At 51.1% G+C, this 13,944-nt stretch carries 12 protein-coding genes; all 12 read left to right on the top strand.

Annotated features, from left to right (window positions below; all coding sequences use genetic code 11):
* Positions 1-4: 4 nt before the first annotated feature.
* Positions 5-817 carry a 4-hydroxy-tetrahydrodipicolinate reductase gene (gene dapB / locus ACOTSW_RS05100; RefSeq protein WP_423681379.1) on the top strand — a complete coding sequence of 271 codons (813 nt, stop codon included), beginning with the start codon at positions 5-7 and terminating at the stop codon, positions 815-817.
* Positions 818-830: 13 nt separating this feature from the next.
* The gene (locus ACOTSW_RS05095) at positions 831-1,517 is read left to right on the top strand and encodes a MotA/TolQ/ExbB proton channel family protein (protein ID WP_423681378.1); all 687 of its coding nucleotides are present in this window, start codon (positions 831-833) and stop codon (positions 1,515-1,517) included.
* A 2-nt stretch (positions 1,518-1,519) separates the two neighbouring features.
* Positions 1,520-1,966, top strand: coding sequence for an ExbD/TolR family protein (locus ACOTSW_RS05090; RefSeq protein ID WP_423681377.1), 447 nt, complete (start codon positions 1,520-1,522; stop codon positions 1,964-1,966).
* A gap of 86 nt (positions 1,967-2,052) precedes the next feature.
* A complete protein-coding gene (gene leuS, locus ACOTSW_RS05085; protein ID WP_423681376.1) occupies positions 2,053-4,680 on the top strand; it encodes a leucine--tRNA ligase in 2,628 nt (875 codons plus the stop codon).
* Positions 4,681-4,703: 23 nt separating this feature from the next.
* Positions 4,704-5,213, top strand: coding sequence for an LPS assembly lipoprotein LptE (gene lptE / locus ACOTSW_RS05080; protein ID WP_423681375.1), 510 nt, complete (start codon positions 4,704-4,706; stop codon positions 5,211-5,213).
* Positions 5,214-6,233 (top strand): DNA polymerase III subunit delta, encoded by a 1,020-nt coding sequence (gene holA, locus ACOTSW_RS05075; RefSeq protein ID WP_423681374.1) that lies wholly within the window; start codon positions 5,214-5,216, stop codon positions 6,231-6,233. It begins immediately after the preceding gene.
* A gap of 137 nt (positions 6,234-6,370) precedes the next feature.
* Positions 6,371-7,639 (top strand): glutamate-5-semialdehyde dehydrogenase, encoded by a 1,269-nt coding sequence (locus ACOTSW_RS05070; protein ID WP_423681373.1) that lies wholly within the window; start codon positions 6,371-6,373, stop codon positions 7,637-7,639.
* Between the two features lie 37 nt (positions 7,640-7,676).
* Positions 7,677-8,099 (top strand): CopD family protein, encoded by a 423-nt coding sequence (locus ACOTSW_RS05065; RefSeq protein WP_186897027.1) that lies wholly within the window; start codon positions 7,677-7,679, stop codon positions 8,097-8,099.
* Positions 8,100-8,214: 115 nt separating this feature from the next.
* Positions 8,215-9,426: a THUMP domain-containing class I SAM-dependent RNA methyltransferase gene (locus tag ACOTSW_RS05060; protein ID WP_423681372.1), complete on the top strand. Its 1,212-nt coding sequence runs from the start codon at positions 8,215-8,217 to the stop codon at positions 9,424-9,426.
* Positions 9,427-9,651: 225 nt separating this feature from the next.
* The gene (locus tag ACOTSW_RS05055; protein ID WP_423681371.1) at positions 9,652-11,133 is read left to right on the top strand and encodes an NAD-dependent succinate-semialdehyde dehydrogenase; all 1,482 of its coding nucleotides are present in this window, start codon (positions 9,652-9,654) and stop codon (positions 11,131-11,133) included.
* 103 nt (positions 11,134-11,236) lie between these two features.
* Entirely contained in the window at positions 11,237-12,472 is a 1,236-nt protein-coding gene (locus ACOTSW_RS05050; RefSeq protein WP_423681370.1) for a multidrug effflux MFS transporter, read from the top strand.
* A 347-nt stretch (positions 12,473-12,819) separates the two neighbouring features.
* Complete coding sequence (locus tag ACOTSW_RS05045) at positions 12,820-13,800, top strand: porin (RefSeq protein ID WP_423681369.1); 981 nt, start codon at positions 12,820-12,822, stop codon at positions 13,798-13,800.
* Positions 13,801-13,944: the final 144 nt, after the last annotated feature.

Genomic DNA, 13,944 nt, shown 5'->3' with positions numbered 1-13,944 from the left:
TAGTATGACCGCATTAAAAGTAGCAGTGGCGGGTGCTTCCGGCCGCATGGGAAAGATGCTGATTGAAGCGATCAGCAACTCAGATGATATGGTGCTGGCTGGCGCACTGGATGTTGCCGGTTCCCCGGCAATAGGGACTGATGCCGGATCATTCCTGGGGAAACCGGCCGGCGTGCTGATTGAATCCGATCTGGCCAAGGCTTTGGCGGACGCGGACTTTCTGATTGATTTCACCCGCCCCGAAGGGACACTGAAACACCTTGAGTATTGTGCCGCGCACGGCATCAAAATGATTATCGGCACGACCGGTTTTGACGATGCGGGTAAAGCAGCCATTGCAGCAGCGGGCAAACGAACCGCGATTGTCTTTGCGCCGAATATGAGTGTTGGTGTCAATGTGACGCTGAAGCTGCTGGAAATGGCAGCCAGGAGTTTCGCCGAAGGCTACGACATCGAAATCATTGAAGCGCATCACCGGCATAAAGTCGATGCACCTTCTGGTACCGCGCTCAAAATGGGCGAGGTGATTGCTGACGCGCTCGGTCGCGATCTGAAAGAGGTTGGTGTTTTTGCACGCGAAGGTGTGACCGGTGAACGCGATCCGTCTTCGATTGGTTTTGCGACGATACGTGGCGGTGATATTGTCGGTGATCACACTGTGCTGTTCGCCGGTATCGGGGAACGTGTTGAGATTTCACACAAATCTTCCAGTCGCGTCACCTATGCGCACGGCAGTTTGCGGGCGGCTCGTTTCCTGAACAACAAGGCAACCGGTCTGTTCGATATGTACGACGTGCTCGGGCTGAATAATCACTAACTCATCCATCGCAATGAACGCTGCAATCGCGCATTACTGGGAGCAGGCAGATCAGTTCGGGCATGCTATTGCCTATCTTTTACTGCTGATGTCATTGTTGAGCTGGGCGCTGATTTTTGCTAAAGCCTGGTCTTTCTGGCGGGTGCGTCAGGCAGCGCCGGTATTGCCGACATTCTGGCTCGCGCCGACCATCGCCGATGCGCAGAGATTGTTACAACAACGCGATAAAGAGCATGTGTATCTGTCGCTGGCGGTAGCGGCGATGTCGGCAATGGATGCCGCTCAGCGTGCATCAACATTGAGTGCTGACAGCAGTCTGAATGATGCGCTGACACGCGCTTTGCGTCAGCAGTTGCAGGTAACCACAAGTCGTCTCGAAAATGGCCTGACGGTGCTGGCATCCGTTGGTTCCACCGCGCCGTTTGTCGGCTTGCTCGGTACGGTATGGGGTATTTATCACGCGCTGACGACGATATCGTCCGCAGGCACGATACAGATAGATCAGCTTGCGGGACCCGTCGGTGAAGCGCTCATCATGACTGCCTTTGGGCTGATTGTCGCCATTCCTGCAGTGCTTGCTTACAATGTTTTCAACCGTTTTAACCGCATTACATTTGCAGAGCTTGATGGCTTTGCACATGATCTGCATGCGCATTGCAGCCACAGCAGCGATCCGCAACATTCTGACAAGCAGGTGTAAGCATGGCGTTTGGTTCGTTTAATGACAAAGCCGGACGATCACAGATGCACAGCATGGCAGACATCAACGTTACTCCTATGGTGGATGTGATGCTGGTGTTGCTGGTGATTTTCATCATTGCCGCACCATTGATGACACCAGCGATCAAACTGGATTTGCCACAGGCTGCGGCGAAGGCCAGTCAGCAACAGCCGGAATCGCTGCAAATTGCCATTGATGCTGCAGGCATAATTTATCTGCAGGGTGTTGCCACAGATCTGGCAGCGCTGGAGCCCCGCTTCCGGCAGGCAGCTTTGCAACAGCCGCAACCTGATCTGCAATTACGCGCCGACAAATCCACCCGTTACGATGTGATTGCGCAACTGATGGCGGCGGCGCAGGCGCAGGGGCTGAACAAAATTGCGTTTGTGATGCAACCGGTAACGGAAGCTGACGCCGCCAAACCCTGATGCTCGCAAGCATTGCTCAATATCCCCCCTGAACCAGTTATAATCTAAGGTTCTGAGTCATTTCCGCATCTACTTCTGGTCACGCCATGCAAGAAAAATACACGCCCTCCGACGTCGAACAATCGGCGCAATCCCACTGGAAAAAAATCGATGCCTATAAGGCGGTAGAAAACAATCCACGTTTCCCTAAAGGTAAATATTATGCCTGCTCTATGCTGCCTTACCCTTCCGGTAAGCTGCACATGGGTCATGTGCGTAATTACACCATCAACGATATGCTGGCGCGCCAGCTGCGTATGAAGGGGTACAACGTGTTGATGCCTATGGGCTGGGATGCATTTGGTCTGCCAGCTGAAAATGCGGCGATTGCGTATAAAAAATCACCTGCAGAATGGACCTACGCGAATATCGAGGACATGAAGTCGCAGATGGAACCGCTGGGGCTGGCGTTCGACTGGTCGCGTGAAGTGGCGACCTGCGATCCGGATTACTACCGCTGGAACCAGTGGCTGTTTCTGAAGATGCTGGAAAAAGGCATTGCTTATAAAAAAACGCAGGTCGTGAATTGGGACCCGATTGATCAGACCGTGCTGGCGAATGAGCAGGTGATTGATGGTCGCGGCTGGCGCTCTGGCGCTTTGGTGGAAAAGCGTGAAATTCCCGGTTACTACTTTGGTATCACCCAATACGCCGAGGAATTGCTGAGCAGTATTGATACGCTTGATGGCTGGCCTGAACAAGTGCGCACCATGCAGCGCAACTGGATAGGCAAGAGCGAAGGCGTGCGCTTTGCATTCAGTCACGAGATCAAAGACGACACCGGCGCATTGGTACAAGACGGCAAAATGTATGTCTTCACGACTCGTCCTGACACCATCATGGGCGTGACGTTCTGCGCCGTGGCGGCGGAACATCCGCTGGCGACTGTCGCTGCAAAAAATAATGCGAAACTGGCAGCGTTTATCGAAGAATGTAAAGCCGGCGGTACTTCCGAAGCTGAAATGGCGACCAAGGAAAAAGAAGGTCTGCCAACAGGCTTATTCGTCACGCATCCGCTGACCGGTGAACAGGTTGAAGTCTGGGTCGGTAATTATGTGCTGATGACTTACGGTGACGGCGCTGTGATGGGCGTACCTGCGCATGACGAACGTGATTTTGCTTTTGCCAAAAAATACGGTATTGCGATCAAACAAGTGGTGGCTGTTGAAGGTGAAAGCTTTACCACTGAAGCATGGGCTGACTGGTATGGTGACAAACAGAAATGTGTGACCGTTAATTCCGGCAAATACGATGGTCTGAACTATAAGGCAGCGGTGGACGCTGTCGCCGCTGATCTCTCCGCCAAAGGCGTCGGCGAGAAAAAAACCACCTGGCGTCTGCGCGACTGGGGTATTTCGCGTCAACGTTACTGGGGCACGCCTATTCCTATCATTCATTGCGAATGCTGTGGTGATGTACCTGTGCCTTACGAAGATTTGCCTGTGGTATTGCCAACCGAATGTATTCCTGACGGTTCCGGTAATCCGCTGAAAACGCATGCAGAATTTTTGAATGTGCCTTGCCCTAAATGCGGTAAGCCAGCGCAGCGTGAAACTGACACGATGGATACCTTCGTCGATTCCAGCTGGTATTTCATGCGCTATACCTGCCCGGATGCGACGACGATGGTCGATGAACGCAACGACTACTGGATGGCGATGGATCAGTATATCGGCGGCGTCGAGCATGCGGTCTTGCATTTGCTGTACGCCCGTTTCTGGACCAAAGCCATGCGCGACCTTGGTTTGGTGAAAATCGATGAGCCATTCAAAAATCTGTTCACGCAAGGCATGTTGCTGAATGAATCGTTCTACCGCGAAGACGAGAGCGGCAAGAAAACCTGGTTCTATCCGAATGAAATCGAAGTTCAGCACGATGACAAAGGCCGTCCGGTATCGGCGAGCCTGAAATCTGACGGTCAGCCAGTGCAAATGGGCGGCATAGAAAAAATGTCGAAATCCAAAAACAACGTGGTCGAACCGAAAGACATCATCACCCAGTTTGGCGCAGATACGGCGCGTCTGTTCACGATGTTTGCTGGCCCACCGGATCAAAGTGCTGCCTGGAGCAGCAGCGGTGTTGAAGGTGCCTCGCGTTACCTGCGTCGCCTGTGGGCATCGGCACTGAAATTGTCAGAAACGATTGCTGCCGGCGCTGTTGCACCAGCCAGCTATGCCGCGGATGTCAAAGTATTGCGCCGTGAAGTACATCTGACCCTGAAACAGATCGATGCCGATTACGATCGTCTGCAATACAACACCGTGGTATCCGGTGCGATGAAATTGCTCAATACGATAGAGTCTTTCAAATCGGATGCAGAAGGCTCTGCAGCGGCATTGCGTGAAGCGTTCAGCGTCTTGTTGCGCGGCCTGTATCCGGTTTGCCCACACATCACGCATGCGTTGTGGCAGGAACTCGGTTTCGCAGCCGAACTCGGCGAGCTGATCGATGCACCATGGCCGCAAGTCGATGAAGCAGCACTGGTGCAGGATGAAATCGAACTGATGGTGCAGGTGAACGGCAAACTGCGCGGCAGCATCAAGGTCAGTAAAGATGCAGATAAAGCCACGATAGAAGCGACCGCGCTGGCGAGCGAGAGCGTGCAGCGTTTCATCGAAGGTGCGCCGAAGAAAATCATTGTCGTACCGGGTAAACTGGTCAACATCGTCGCTTAATTTTTGTTACAGGAGTGATCCGCATGCGTTCTGTTTTTTCACGTCAACTGACATGGCTGCTCGCAGTCGTCATGCTGATGAGCTTGTCTGCATGCGGTTTTGCCTTGCGCGGACCGGTCAGCTTTCCTTTCAAAAGCATTTACATAGGATTGCCGGAAGCATCGTCGCTGGGGGGCGAGTTAAAACGTCAGATACGCGCGAACGGACAGACGCAAATCACCGCTGACGCGAAAGACGCGGAAGTGATACTCGATGTGCTGAGCGAAACCCGCGAAAAGCAGATTCTGTCCTTGAACAGTCAGGGCCGGGTACGTGAATACAATCTGCTGTATAACTTCCGTTTCCGTTTGCGTAATGCGGTTGGTAAAGAATATCTGGAACCAGTGACAGTGCAACTGAAACGCACGATCACGTTTAATGAAGCGCAGGTGTTGGCGAAAGAATCCGAAGAAGCTTTGCTCTATCGCGATATGCAAAGCGATCTGGTGCAGCAGATTATGCGTCGCCTGTCGGTCGTGAAGATGGATCAATAAATGCAATTGCGCTTTGATGCCCTTGATGGCCATCTGGCAAAAACGCTGGCACCACTGTATGTGATTACCAGCGACGAGCATTTACTCGCGCTGGAAGCTGCGGACAAAGTCCGTCGTGCGGCCAAAGCGCAGGGCTTTTATGAGCGTGAAATTTTAACGGTCGAGCGCAGTTTTAAATGGGGCGCGCTACTGGCAGCGAATCAGTCGCAGTCGCTGTTTGGCGATAAAAAACTGATCGATCTGCGGATTCCGACCGGTAAGCCCGGCAAGGACGGCGGACAGGCGCTGCAGGATTATGTCGCGCATTTATCGCCGGATAATCTGACGCTGATTACCTTGCCTAAGCTCGATTGGGCAACGCAAAAAGCGGCCTGGGTCAGCAGTCTGCAACAAGCGGCGGTGTATATCGATATTCCACTGGTGGAGCGAAATCAGTTGCCGAACTGGATCAGTCAGCGTCTCGCTTTGCAGCAACAAAGCGCGGACCGGCAAAGTCTGGATTTCATCGCCGATCGCGTCGAAGGCAATCTGCTTGCTGCGCATCAGGAAATACAGAAACTCGCTTTGCTGCATCCGGCCGGCAAGCTGAGCTTTGAACAAATCCACGACGCGGTGCTGAATGTCGCCCGTTATGATGTGTTCAAACTCAATGAAGCGATGTTGGCGGGTGACGTCGCCCGCTTATCGCGGATGCTGAACGGACTCAAAGGCGAGGGCGAAGCATTGCCGCTGGTGTTGTGGGCGATGGCGGAAGAAATCCGCACTTTGCTGAAACTGAAATCCGGCATGCAACAAGGGCGGCCATTATCCGCCCTGCTGAAAGAGTACAGAATTTGGGGACCCAGAGAAAAACTCATGGACCCGGCATTACGCAGAGTCAGTTTGCAGACCTTGCAAACAGCGCTGCAAGAAGCCTCGCAAGTCGATAAGATGGTCAAAGGTTTACGTGCCAAAGCATTCGCCGGTGACGCCTGGGATGCGCTGCTGCAGTTGGGATTAAAAGTCGCAAGCGCCGCCTGAACTGCCGCCGCAGCACTGCCGGAAATGCCAAAAATCCCCGAAATTAGGGGAGTATCCTAAAAAAAACGCCTAATGTCCTTGTAAATAAAGGGCTTTAAAAAAATACTAGGGGGAGTATATAAAGCTCCCAAAATGACATGACGGACATTAAACACTACATGAACGACCTTGGCGCCCGTGCCCGTGCGGCATCGCGGGCGATGGCGAAGGCCGATACGGCGGCGAAAAACCGCGCCTTGAGTCTGATTGCTGCCGCGATCCGGCGCGACGCAGCAGCATTACGCGCCGCGAATGAACTCGATCTCGCCGCAGCCAAAGCATCAGGCATGGAAGCCGCGATGCTAGATCGCCTGACGTTGTCAGATAAAGCGATTACAACGATGGCCGAAGGTCTGGAGCAGATCGTCAGTCTGGCCGACCCTATCGGTGAAATTTCGAATATGAAGTATCGTCCGACCGGCATTCAGGTCGGGCAGATGCGTGTGCCACTTGGTGTGATCGGCATCATTTACGAAGCTCGCCCGAATGTGACCGTTGATGCGGCAGGTCTGTGCATCAAGAGCGGCAATGCGACGATACTGCGCGGCGGCTCGGAAGCGATTCACTGCAATCAGGCATTGGCAAAACTGGTCAAAGAAGGTCTGGCTGGCGCTGGCTTGCCGGCCAACGCGGTGCAGATCGTGGAAACCACCGACCGTGCTGCGGTCGGTGAACTGATCACCATGCCGCAGTATGTGGATGTAATCGTGCCGCGCGGTGGCAAAGGTCTGATCGCGCGACTGATGCAGGAAGCAACCGTGCCGATGATCAAGCATCTCGACGGTATCTGCCATGTGTACATCGACGATAAAGCCGATCTGCAAAAAGCGCTGGACGTTGCATTCAACGCCAAATGCCATCGTTACGGCACTTGCAACACCATGGAAACTTTACTGGTCGCTGAAGGAATTGCCGCGCAGGTCTTGCCGCCACTGGCAAAACTGTATGAGGCCAAACAAGTCGAATTGCGTTGCGACCCAGCAGCAGCGGTGATTCTGGCTGACTATCCTTATCTTGCGCAAGCCACCGAAGAAGACTGGAGCACAGAATATCTGGCACCAGTGCTGGCAGTCAAAGTGGTGGCGGATATCGATGCGGCGATGACGCATATCAATGATTATTCTTCGAAGCATACCGAAGCGATCATCACCGAAGATTACAGCCGAGCGCTGCGCTTCTTACGTGAAGTGGATTCGGCTTCGGTGATGGTGAATGCATCCACCCGTTTTGCGGATGGTTTTGAATACGGGCTGGGTGCGGAAATCGGTATTTCCAACGACAAATTGCATGCCCGTGGCCCGGTCGGCCTGGAAGGGTTAACGTCGTTAAAATACGTCGTGTTTGGTCACGGCGAAGTTCGCCAGTAAATTTTTGTATGCTACTTTGAAATTTTGAAAGCAAATTATGCTCTGGATTAAAGCGCTGCACATTCTGTTTGTCACCTCCTGGTTTGCCGGTTTGTTTTATCTTCCTCGCATACTGGTGAATCTGGCGATGGAAACCGATGCCACTAGCACCGGACGTTTGTTGCTGATGGCACGTAAGCTGTATCGCTTTTCCACGATGCTGATGGTGCCAGCGATATTGCTGGGCTTGTATTTGTGGCTGGGTTACGGCATCGGTAAAGGCCCCGGTAATGGCTGGATGCATGCGAAATTATTGTGTGTGATTTTGCTGATCGGTTATCACCATGCCTGCGGCAGTTTGCTGAAAAAATTTGAAAAAGGCCAAAATAAGCGCAGCCATGTCTGGTTCCGCTGGTTTAACGAAGTACCGGTGATTTTGTTGCTGATCGTCGTGATATTAGTTGTCGTCAAGCCTTTCTGATTGGCGACAAAAAATAGTGCACGTTGCTGATGTACAGCGGCTGCGTGTAAGTGTAGTGAGGGGTGAGCCATGCTCACCCTGTATTTTTTGAATTACAACGGATAAAAGGTTCCCCATGACACGTCATTCTTATTTTTGTCCATGCCCGCGCGGCATGGAAATCGCTCTCGCTGAAGAGTTGAACGAAATTGCTGTGATGGATAAAACCATGGCAGTCCACAATCAAGTACCGGGCGGCGTCCATTGTTCCGGCAGTCTGCAAGACGGCTGGCGCATCAATTTGCATTCCCGTATCGCCTCACGCGTGCTGATGCGTATGGCGCATGCGAGTTACTCGAATGAAAACGATATTTACGATCTGGTGTTAGCGCAGGCGTGGGAAGACTGGTTCGGTTATCATCACACGATACGCGTCGATGTCACGGCAGTGAAGTCACCAGTCAAAAGTCTGGAATTTGTCACGCTGAAAATCAAAGATGCGATTTGCGATCGTTTCCGTGATCAGTTCACGCAACGTCCTTCGGTTGATACGAAAACACCGGATATGCGTATCGTCGGTTTTCTCGATGCGCATAATTTCACGATTTATCTCGATACTTCCGGCGAACCTTTGTTCAAGCGCGGCTGGCGTATGGAAACCGGTGACGCACCTTTGCGCGAAAATCTGGCCGCAGGTTTGTTGCGTACTGCGGGCTGGAAACCGGGGGTGCCTTTGTTTGACCCTATGTGCGGTTCCGGCACGATATTGATTGAGGCAGCACAAATTCTGGCAGGGATTCCGCCGGGATTAAAACGCGAATTCGGTTTTGAAAAATTTCATCAGTTTGATGCTGATGCGTGGGCTGCTATTAAAGCCGCCGCGAAACCAAATCCTTTGCCTGCTGAACCGACAATTTTCGGCAGCGATATTTCCGGCGATATGGTCGTCATGACGCGCAATAATCTGAATAAGGCAGGTATCCGTTTTGAAGTGCCGCTGAAACAGATTGAAGCGCAGGAAATCAAAGCACCGACGACGCAGCCCGGCATATTGCTGACCAATCCGCCGTATGGCGAACGTATCGGTGTGCGCGGTGATAGCTCAATGGAAAGCGATGAACTGGCAAAAGAGTTTTTCAGCGCCTTCAGCACCACCTTGAAACAACGTTTTGCCGGCTGGAGCGTCTTTTTGTTTACCGCCGATCTGACTGTACCCAAGATGCTGCGTTTAAAAGAATCACGTAAAACGCCTTTCTTTAACGGTGCGCTGGAATGTCGCTTATTCCGCTTTGATATGGTTGCCGGTTTCAACCGACGCGAGGAAGCCAAACCAAAAGAGCAGAGATGACATCAAAATAATTCATCTGAATAAAACAGCCGGGTCAAGCAGACCTGGCTGTTTTGCTTTAGGCTTTCTTTTTATTTGCGCACTTGCGGCAATTCAACGCGAGGCGTGTTTGTCAGAACTGACAGATCTGCCTGTCAACAAGCGATCATCTTGTTGTGTGTGGTATGGCGTAAGTCCGGTATGTGCGGTTCATTAATCAGTCAAAAACAGAATGGAGATGGAGTGATGTCATCAGAACAAACTGCAAAAGCATTAGGATTAAAAGACGCGTCGTTGTTGCGTGACGCGGCGTATATCAATGGCAACTGGGTGCAGGCACAGAACAGGTTTGATGTGTTTAATCCATCAAACAATACTGTGCTGGCGACTGTACCTAATTTAGCCGAATCTGATGCGCTTGCCGCTATTGCTGCCGCGCAGGCTGCTTTCCCGCTGTGGGCGGCGAGAACGGGTAAAGAGCGTGCCAATATTATGCGTCGCTGGTTTGATCTGATCATTAGTCATGCCGACGATCTGGCGGCGATCATGACCGCGGAGCAGGGGAAGCCGCTTGCCGAGGCAAAGGGCGAAGTTATCTACGGCGCCAGTTTTGTTGAATGGTTTGCCGAAGAAGCGAAGCGTGTCGCTGGCGATGTGATGGCCTCAACCTGGAGCGATAAACGCATGGTGGTGTTGCGGCAACCGATAGGTGTGTGTGCCGCAATCACGCCCTGGAATTTCCCGATTGCGATGATTACCCGTAAGGTCGCTCCGGCTGTGGCTGCGGGATGTTCGATCGTAATTAAACCTGCAGAGCAGACGCCGTTATCGGCACTGGCAATTGCCGAACTGGCACACCGCGCAGGTATTCCTGCCGGGATCATTAATATTATTACTGCCGATGCGGAGCAATCTATTACTGTCGGTAAAGTTTTATGCGATAGCCCGGTTGTTCGTCATTTATCGTTTACCGGTTCGACGCCGGTAGGCCGTATTCTGATGCGGCAATCAGCGCCAACGGTCAAGAAGCTGGCGCTGGAGCTGGGCGGTCACGCGCCATTTATTGTTTTCGATGATGCTGACATTGATGCTGCTGTCGAAGGCGCCTTGTTATCCAAGTTCCGCAATTCAGGTCAGACCTGCGTTTGTACCAACCGTTTTTATGCACATGCATCGGTCTATGATGAATTCGTTAATAAATTAGCGGCTGGAGCAAAAAAAATCAGAGTGGGCGACGGTTTTGAGACCGGAGTGAATCAGGGCCCCATGATCGACACGCAAGCGGTGGCGAAAGTAGAAGAACATGTTGCTGACGCGATTGCGCAGGGCGCCCGTTTGCTGACCGGCGGCAAACCGCACAGTGCAGGGGAATTATTCTATGAACCGACCGTTCTGGCTGATGTCACAGCATCCATGCTGGTGATGAACGAGGAAACCTTCGGACCGGTTGCCGCCGTTGTGAAATTCACATCGGAAGAAGAAGTCATTGCCGCTGCAAATAACACCGACTTCGGACTGGCATCGTATTTCTATTCGCGTGATATCGGCCGCGTCTGGCGCGTTGCCGAAAAACTGGAATATGGCATGGTGGGGATTAATACTGGCTTAATTTCCAATGAGGTTGCACCGTTCGGCGGTGTCAAACAATCCGGGCTGGGACGCGAAGGTTCCAAATACGGGATGGATGAATATCTGGAGATGAAATACCTGTGCATGGGTGGAATTTAACTCTTTACTGTATCGCATGAGCAACAGAAAGGCGAAATATTTTCGCCTTTCTGCTTTTTTTTGTAACAGCTTTTATCTGTTTTTTTGAATGATTGATCAACAAATGCACTCCCGCCGACAGCTCAGTAATGCCGGACTTGCCACTTTATTAGCTGCGCTGGCGATGCTGGGACCATTTTCCATTGATACTTATTTACCTGCTTTCCCTCATATACAGAGCAGCCTGTCCGCCACCTCGCTGGAAGTCCAGCAGACACTGACTGCTTATATGTTGTCGTTTGCGTTTATGACTTTGTGGCATGGTGCGCTGTCGGACGCGTTCGGGCGACGCAATGTCATTCTGGTCGCCTTAGCGATTTTTGCCGTCGCCAGTTTTGGTTGTGCGTCGGTGCACAGCATTCATTACCTGTGGGGATTCCGTATCCTGCAAGGCGTGTCTGCAGGTGCGGGGATGGTGGTCGGACGAGCGATGATACGCGATTTATATGCGGGGGCACCGGCGGAACGTTTGTTGTCGATGGTGACGATGATTTTTTCCATTGCACCTGCCATCGCGCCCATACTTGGCGGCTGGATCATTGGTTTTATGAGTTGGCGGGCAATTTTTTTATTGCTTTTTTTGTACACGATTTTGCTTTGGTTTGCTTGCTTTAAGCTCTTGCCCGAATCGTTGCCGAAAGATAAACGGCAGGAATTCAGCATGGAATTTCTCTGGCTTAGTTATCTAAAAGTATTTAAGTCTCCTTTATTCCATCTAAAAGCTGGCACCGTTGCATTTAATTTTGCCGGTATGTTTTTATATGTTTCCGCTGCTCCCGTCTTTATTACTCAGCATCTGAAACTGTCGGCCGATCAGTTTGGCTGGCAATTCGTTCCTTCTGTCGCCGGTATTTTTTTAGGCGCTCTTGCAGCAAACAGACTGGCTGGCAAACTCTCGGTATGGAAGCAGGTCAGTATCGGTTTTCTGTTCCTGATCGGTGCCTCAGTATTTAACGTGGCATTTCATGTTCTATCAGCCCCTGTATTGCTGTGGTCGGTCATGCCGTTGTTTTTTTACACGTTCGGGATGTCGCTGGTTGCACCGGGAGCGACCTTGCTGGTTCTGGACTTATTTCCTACAATCAGAGGGATCGTTGCGTCCTGTCAGTCTGCGTTGCTGACTTTGCTGGGGGCGGTAATTGCCGGCGTTGCAGCACCTGCTTTGGATCATTCTGTGCTCGCGCTAGCTCTCGGCCAGCTGATTTGTGCACTGATAGCGGCAGTGCTCTGGTACAGCGGCCGTGCCTACTGGCGGTCGAAAACGGCACAGAAGCAAAATGCATGGGAAACCGTAGGATAATATGTTTTTTTTATATCTCTTGAAAAATAAGTGATATCCCTCATCTTACTGGTGCTGTGCAGCAAAGGTAAAAAATGCCTATAATGCGAGCCTGGACATCGCTGGCTTTGTTAAATACCTGATTAAATTTTTCAAAATTAGCAATGTCTTTAAATTGCAACGCTCTGTAAGTCCTTGTTTATTAAGTAGTCTGATTTCATCAAAATGTCATTTTTCGCAGGTATCGTGACATTTGTCATTGAATCAATTCTTGGTTCAAGGCTGTAAATTGACCTGCAATTCAGTTTTTTGCCGCGTTTTGTTTGTGGTGCAGCAAAAATTTAACATTCATTTTTGGATACTAGACAATGAAAAAATCATTCCTCGCACTCGCTCTGATGGGTGCATTCTCCGGTGCAGCTTTCGCGCAATCTACTGTAACTATCTACGGTATGGTTGACATGGGTCTGGTTCGTGACGACAACGGTGATGCCGCAAAAACTTCTTTAGATAGCGGTATCCAAAACGGTTCACGCCTCGGTTTCAAAGGTGTTGAAGATCTGGGTAGCGGTCTGAAAGCAAACTTCGTTTTGGAAATGGGTTTGAAAACTGATACTGGCGCGCTTGATCAAGGCGGTCTGGCTTTCGGTCGTCAAGCTTATGTTGGTCTGTCCGGTGATTTCGGTTCTGTAAATCTGGGTCGTCAAAAATCTGTTACTTACGACATCGGCGATACAATTGATCCATTCCACATCGGTCTGGCAGGCGACATCAACCGTTTGTTCAAAACATCCACACGTACTGACAACGCTGTAACTTACTCTACAACTAACCTGGGTGGTTTTGTAGGTTCTCTGCAATACGGTTTCGGTGAAGTTGCTGGCAATAATTCTGGCAACCGTAAAGTTGGTGTTTCCGGTGTTTACTCTGAAGGCCCAGTGTACGCTGCAATCGCTTACGAAAAACTGAACGACGCAGTCGGCAATGACGCAAACGCTGGTAAGAAAACATTCGTTGGTGGCACTTACGACTTCACAGTTGTAAAAGCACACGCTGCATACGAAACAATCAAAGGCGGCACTAACGACGAACGTATCTGGATGATCGGTGCAACAGTACCGTTTGGCCCAGGCGCGTTTGTAGCTGACTTCACTCAAGCGAAAAACAAAGCTGTTGCAAATGCAGATGGCAAACAATTCGCTATCGGCTACACATATGACCTGTCCAAGCGTACAGACATCTACACATCGTTCTCACGCACAACTAACGACAGCAATGCTAAATACAATGTGGCAACTGCTGGTCAGACAGACAAGCTGATCAACGTTGGTATCCGTCACAAGTTCTAATTGAATCCGGGGTTAATCCCGGTTAAGTCAGAACATCAGAAGGGAGTCGTCATCAGGACGCCTCCCTTTTTTGTTTTCTGGTGTAAGGCCTTGTTTATCCCTGTCAGTGAGAGCACTGCTTTGTTACAATGTCTGCCAGATTAA

This window comes from Undibacterium sp. WLHG33 (assembly GCF_049544815.1).
Lineage (GTDB): Bacteria > Pseudomonadota > Gammaproteobacteria > Burkholderiales > Burkholderiaceae_D > Undibacterium.
The sequence above is the reverse complement of the archived record's forward strand: the minus strand, read 5'-3'. Positions and strand labels throughout refer to the sequence as shown.

What these genes read in the sequence shown, in the direction of transcription:
- holA (WP_423681374.1), top strand. Translation starts at nt 5,214, where the DNA reads ATGCAATTGCGCTTTGATGCCCTTGATGGCCATCTGGCAAAAACGCTG.
- lptE (WP_423681375.1), top strand. Translation starts at nt 4,704, where the DNA reads ATGCGTTCTGTTTTTTCACGTCAACTGACATGGCTGCTCGCAGTCGTC.
- ACOTSW_RS05060 (WP_423681372.1), top strand. Translation starts at nt 8,215, where the DNA reads ATGACACGTCATTCTTATTTTTGTCCATGCCCGCGCGGCATGGAAATC.
- ACOTSW_RS05050 (WP_423681370.1), top strand. Translation starts at nt 11,237, where the DNA reads ATGCACTCCCGCCGACAGCTCAGTAATGCCGGACTTGCCACTTTATTA.
- ACOTSW_RS05065 (WP_186897027.1), top strand. Translation starts at nt 7,677, where the DNA reads ATGCTCTGGATTAAAGCGCTGCACATTCTGTTTGTCACCTCCTGGTTT.
- ACOTSW_RS05055 (WP_423681371.1), top strand. Translation starts at nt 9,652, where the DNA reads ATGTCATCAGAACAAACTGCAAAAGCATTAGGATTAAAAGACGCGTCG.
- leuS (WP_423681376.1), top strand. Translation starts at nt 2,053, where the DNA reads ATGCAAGAAAAATACACGCCCTCCGACGTCGAACAATCGGCGCAATCC.
- ACOTSW_RS05095 (WP_423681378.1), top strand. Translation starts at nt 831, where the DNA reads ATGAACGCTGCAATCGCGCATTACTGGGAGCAGGCAGATCAGTTCGGG.
- ACOTSW_RS05045 (WP_423681369.1), top strand. Translation starts at nt 12,820, where the DNA reads ATGAAAAAATCATTCCTCGCACTCGCTCTGATGGGTGCATTCTCCGGT.
- ACOTSW_RS05090 (WP_423681377.1), top strand. Translation starts at nt 1,520, where the DNA reads ATGGCGTTTGGTTCGTTTAATGACAAAGCCGGACGATCACAGATGCAC.
- ACOTSW_RS05070 (WP_423681373.1), top strand. Translation starts at nt 6,371, where the DNA reads ATGACGGACATTAAACACTACATGAACGACCTTGGCGCCCGTGCCCGT.
- dapB (WP_423681379.1), top strand. Translation starts at nt 5, where the DNA reads ATGACCGCATTAAAAGTAGCAGTGGCGGGTGCTTCCGGCCGCATGGGA.